This window comes from Streptomyces sp. 5-10 (genome assembly GCF_014712245.1).
GTDB lineage: Bacteria > Actinomycetota > Actinomycetes > Streptomycetales > Streptomycetaceae > Streptomyces > Streptomyces violaceusniger.
Window position 1 is genome coordinate 1 of the sequence record NZ_JACVYG010000230.1, and the last position, 581, is coordinate 581.

The following is a 581-nucleotide window of genomic DNA, read 5'->3' on the forward strand; positions in this document are numbered from 1 at the left end:
CAGACCCCACGCCTCCGAAACCAGCCGGAAGAGCGCCACCTCGATGGCGAACAGCGCGGGCTGGGTGTACCCGGTCTGGTCCAGCACCTCGGCGTCGTCCCCGAACACCACGGTCTTCAGCGGCCGCATCAGGTGCGCGTCCAGCTCATCGCAGACCGCGTCGAACGCCTCCGCGAACGCCGGGTAGGCGTCGTACAGCTCACGGCCCATGCCGAGGCGCTGGCTGCCCTGGCCGGTGAACAGGAAGGCCACCTTGCCATCCGCCACCGCCCCCTGGACCAGCCCCGCGGCCGACTCGCCGCCCGCCAGCGCCTCCAGACCCGCGACCAGCGCCGCGCGGTCCCCGCCGACCACGACCGCACGGTGGTCCAGCGCGGCACGGGAGGTCGCGAGCGAGTACGCCAGGTCGGTCGGGGAGACGTCCGGCCGCCGCTCCAGGTCGGCGAGCAGCCGCTCGGCCTGCGCCCGCAGCGCGTCGGCGTTCTTCCCGGACACGGTCCACGGCAGCACGGACGGCTGAACCGCCGGAAGCGCGGAGACCTCGGCCGGTTCGGGCTCCGGCGCCTGCTCGATGATGGCGT

The 581-nt window shown here is 74.0% G+C and carries 1 protein-coding gene; it reads right to left on the minus strand.

What is annotated here, in order from left to right; all coding sequences use genetic code 11:
- Positions 1-581: acyltransferase domain-containing protein (locus IEJ02_RS47945; RefSeq protein ID WP_191070526.1), on the minus strand; the 581-nt coding region annotated here is incomplete at both ends.